Here is a 4,600-nt window from a genome sequence, read left to right as displayed (position 1 = left end):
GGGCACCCAAACGCCCTCAAACGGGCACTCTAAGGACGCCTACGCGCCCCTCGGCAACCCTTCACCAGGCCCCTCAGCGCGAGGGCGCCCGAAGGGCGCGCAAAGGGCACCCAAACGCCCTCAAACGGGCACTCTAAGGACGCCTACGCGCCCCTCGGCGACCCTTCACCGGGCCCCTCAGCGCGAGGGGCGCACGAGGTGCGCCGAAGGGCGCGTGAAGGGCGCTCAAACGCCCTCAAACGGGCACTTTAGGGGCGCCTACGCGCCCCTCGGCAACACTTCACCGGGCCATCAGGGGGAGGGCGCTCGCTCGCGAGACGAGAGGGTGCAACCTGCGCGCACGAGGGGCGCTCGACGGGCGCTCGAAAGGCGCGCAAACGCCCTCAAACGGGCGCTTTAGTGGCGCCTACGCGCCCCTCGGCGGCCCCTCGGCGCCAGCGCCAGCGCCCGCGGCGCGGGCCCGCGGCGCTCAGCGGGCGACGAGGGTGAGGCGCTGCGTGGGGCGGGTCATCGCGACGTACAGGGAGGCCGCGCCGCGAACGGACTCGGCGGCGAGCGCCGCGGGGTCGGCGAGCACGACCGCGTCGAACTCGAGGCCCTTCGCCTCGTAGCCGGTGAGCACGGAGATCGGTCGCGTCAGGCCGGCGGCGCCCCGGGCGGCTTCGTCGCCGAAGCGCTCGCGCACAGCGGCCGCCACCGACTCGACGTCGGTCGCGGTCGCGATCACGGCGAGCGTGCCCTCGCCGTCGATGCCACGATCGTGGGCGACGGCCTCCGCCACCGCCGCTGTGAGGCCGGTTCGGCCCGCCCCGACGCGTCGGATCGGCCAGTCGCCCTCCCGCACCGCCCGCGTCGGCGTGATCGGCAGCCCGGCGTCCTGCGCGATGCGCTCCGCCTCCCGGGTGATCTGCGCCGGGGTGCGGTAGTTGACGGTCAGCTCCTCCAGGCGCCATGCGTCCTTGAAGGACGGGCGCAGCGCTTCGTCCCAGCTCGTCGCGCCCGCCGCGGAGGCCACCTGGGCGATGTCGCCGACGATGGTGAACGACTTCATCGGGCAGCGTCGCACCAGCACCCGCCACTGCATCGGCGAGAGCTCCTGAGCCTCGTCGACGACGACGTGGCCGTACGTCCACGACCGGTCGGCTGCGGCACGCTCCGCGGTCGTGCCGCGGTCGATCTGCTCGGCGAATCCGTCGGCCAGCTGCTCGGCGCTGACGAGGCCCTCCACGCCCATGTTGCGGATCGCGGCGCGCGCGTTCTCGAGGTCGCGCTTGCGCTGACGCTCCCGCTCCCGCGTGTTCGGGTCCCCACGGCCCGGGAAGTCGCCCAGCAGCTCGGCCGCCTCGTCGAGCAAGGGCACGTCCGAGACGGTGAACGGGGCGCTCCGGTCGCGCAGCAGCGCCTCCCGCTCGGCGGTGGACCAGCGCGGCGTCAGCTCGGCCAGCCAGGCGGGCCGGGCGTAGAGGTCTTGCAAGAGCTTCTGCGGTGTCAGCGGCAGCCACGCCGTGTTCAGCAGCACACGCACGTCGTAGGAGGTGCGGAGGTCCTCCCTGAGCACACGGAGGTCGGCGTCGTCGATCGTCGAACCGCCCGCGCGCAGTTGCGCGGCCAGCTGCTCCGTCAGCTCGCCGAGGGCCTGCTTGACGAAGGTCACCCGCGCGACGTTGTGCGGCTTCCCGGTGCGCTGCGCCTTCGCGATCGCCCGCTGCACGAGCTCGGGCTGCACCACCAGTCGCTCGTTGTCGACCACGATCGTCTGCGGCTCGTCCGGCGCCTTCTGCCGCGACCGGACCGCGCGCGACAGCAGCCGCGCCATGGCGGCCGCACCCTTCAGCCGGGCGGCTTCCGGTGCGTCCTCCGCCGTCGCCTCCACCCCGGGGAACAGCTCGCCGAGGGTCTGCATCACCACGCCGGTCTCGCCGAGCGACGGCAGCACCGCCTCGATGTAGCGCAGGAACGCCGACGACGGCCCGACGACGAGCACCCCGGATGCGCTCAGTCGTTGCCGGTTCGCGTACAGCAGGTAGGCGGCACGGTGCAGTGCGACTGCGGTCTTGCCGGTGCCCGGGCCGCCCTGCACGACGAGGGCGCCGCGGAGATCGGACCGGATGATCCGGTCCTGCTCGGCCTGGATGGTGGCCACGATGTCGTGCATGCGTCCGGTGCGCTGCGCCGTGAGCGCCGCGAGCAGGGCACCCTCGCCCTGCACCTGCTCCCCCGTCGCGTCGCCGTCGAGCAGGGCCTCGTCGAACACTTCGTCGTCGATGCGGACCACCTGGCGCCCGTTCATGGTGAGGTGCCGTCGCGCCCGCACGCCCATCCGCTCGCTCGCGGTGGCCTGGTAGAACGCGCTCGCCTGCTGGGCGCGCCAGTCGACCAGCAGCGACCGCTGGTCGTCGTCGCGCAACCCGACCCGTCCGATGTAACGATGGTCGGTGCCGTCGACCCGCTCGTCGAGCAGGAGGCGGCCGAACACGAGACGGGAGTCCACATCGCGCAGCTGCAACAGCTGGTCCTCGTAGAGGCGGGCGAAGGCGTCGCGTTCACTGCGCGCCTGGTGGTTGCTTCCGACACTCTCACGGCGCACGCGCGTCAAGCGCTCCTCCGTCTCGGCCCGGAGCGTGTCCAATCGCTCGTACAGCCCCGAGACGACGGCGCGCTCGCGATCGAGTTCGGATTCCTGCACGCGCGTACCACCTTCCGGATTACGGGCCGACAGTCTACGACCTCCCGCCGTGAATCCGCTCCCAGCCAGCGTGCGGCCGGTACAGGGTAGACTGTACGGACCAGCACGACTGGCCAGCCGACATCGTCGGCGTGCGCGAGCGCCGGGCGGTGTCCCCGCCGCGCACCTCCACTCTTCTTTCCGGCGAAGACGTCCCGCTCATCGCGACGACCGCCCGAACCCGCCCGACAGGGCCGAGCCCTGCCAGAAAGGCACTTTGTGACCTCCCAGACTTTCGCCGACCTCGGCGTGCCCGCTCCCCTCGTCGCCGTCCTCTCGGCCGACGGCAAGACCGAGCCGTTCCCCATCCAGGCCGACACGCTTCCCGACACGCTCGCCGGACGCGACGTGCTCGGTCGCGGCAAGACCGGCTCCGGCAAGACCATCGCGTTCTCGCTGCCGCTCGCTGCGCGCCTCGGCGCATCCGCTCCGGCCGGCGCGGCGGGAGGCCGCTCCCGCGGTCACCGCCGTCCCCGCGGACTCGTGCTCGCACCGACCCGTGAGCTCGCCACCCAGATCGACGCCACCCTCAAGCCCCTCGCCGCAGCGCTCGGCCTGACGACCACCACGATCTTCGGCGGCGTCTCGCAGAGCCGTCAGGTCACGGCGCTGCAGGCCGGCGTCGACATCATCGTCGCCTGTCCCGGCCGCCTCGAAGACCTGATGAAGCAGGGCATCGTGCAGCTCGACCGGATCGAGATGACCGTGCTCGACGAGGCCGACCACATGGCCGACCTGGGCTTCCTGCCCACGGTGACCCGCATCCTCAACGCCACTCCCGCGCGCGGCCAGCGTCTGCTGTTCTCGGCCACGCTGGACAACGGCGTCGACAAGCTCGTGTCGAAGTTCCTCACGAACGAGGTGCTGCACTCGGTCGACGATGCCACGAGCCACGTGGAGGCCATGACCCACCACGTGTTCGAGGTCAGCGACCAGGACGCCAAGAAGGATCTGATCCACGCGCTCGCATCGGGCCGCGGCCGCCGCATCCTGTTCATGCGCACCAAGCACCAGGCCAAGCGCCTCGCGAAGCAGCTGACCGCGGCGGGCATCCCCGCCGTCGACCTCCACGGCAATCTCAGCCAGGGCGCCCGTGACCGCAACCTCGCCGCGTTCGGCACCGGCGACGTGCGCGTGCTGGTGGCGACCGACGTCGCCGCGCGCGGAGTGCACGTCGACGAGGTGGAGCTGGTCGTCCACGTCGACCCGCCCGCCGAGCACAAGGCGTACCTGCACCGCTCGGGCCGCACCGCCCGCGCCGGAAGCACCGGAGACGTGGCGACCGTGATGCTGCCCGAACAGGCGGGCGACGTGCGCTCCCTGCTGCGGGCAGCCGCCATCACCGCGTCCCCGCAGCGCGTCACCGCGGAATCGGAGGCCGTGACGTCGCTCGTCGGCGAGCGCGCGCCCCGCGTGGCGCCGGCGCCTGCGGCGAAGGGCGGCAGTGGTGGTGCCGGTGCTGTTGGCGGCTCCGGTGGAGCAGGACGCGGCGGCCGTGGCGGAAACGGCGGCGGTGCCACCGGTCGCGGCAATGCAGGCCGCAACGGCGGAGGCCGCGATGACGTGACCGGGAACGCGGGCGGTCGTGACTCCGCCGGACGTGGCGACGCGGGCCGCAACGGCGCAGGCCGGAACGCCGGCGGCCGCCCCACCGCGGGTCGCGACGGCTCCGAGGCGGGACGCGGCGACGGATCGTCGCGCCGCCGCAGGCGCGGACGCGGTGCGGCACAGTCCGAGGCGCGTCCGGTGACCGGCGAGCGCGCCACTGGCGGGGCACGCACCGGCGGCGCGGGTGGGAACGGCAACTCGGGGGCCGCTCGCGGCGCCAATCACGGCAACGGCTGTCTCTTATACACATCTGACGCTGCCGACGAT

At 72.9% G+C, this 4,600-nt stretch carries 2 protein-coding genes; one reads left to right on the top strand and one right to left on the bottom strand.

Going from position 1 to position 4,600, the window contains the following annotated elements:
- Positions 1 to 469: 469 nt before the first annotated feature.
- A complete protein-coding gene (locus tag Q0Q23_RS19775) occupies positions 470 to 2,686 on the bottom strand; it encodes a UvrD-helicase domain-containing protein (RefSeq protein ID WP_295128430.1) in 2,217 nt (738 codons plus the stop codon).
- A 258-nt stretch (positions 2,687 to 2,944) separates the two neighbouring features.
- On the opposite strand from Q0Q23_RS19775, the gene Q0Q23_RS19770 reads away from it, so the two are divergent.
- Positions 2,945 to 4,600: DEAD/DEAH box helicase (locus Q0Q23_RS19770; RefSeq protein WP_295128427.1), on the top strand; the 1,656-nt coding region annotated here is incomplete at its 3' end.

The sequence above is a fragment of the uncultured Leifsonia sp. genome (assembly GCF_945957465.1).
GTDB lineage: Bacteria > Actinomycetota > Actinomycetes > Actinomycetales > Microbacteriaceae > Leifsonia.
The sequence above is the reverse complement of the archived record's forward strand: the minus strand, read 5'-3'. Positions and strand labels throughout refer to the sequence as shown.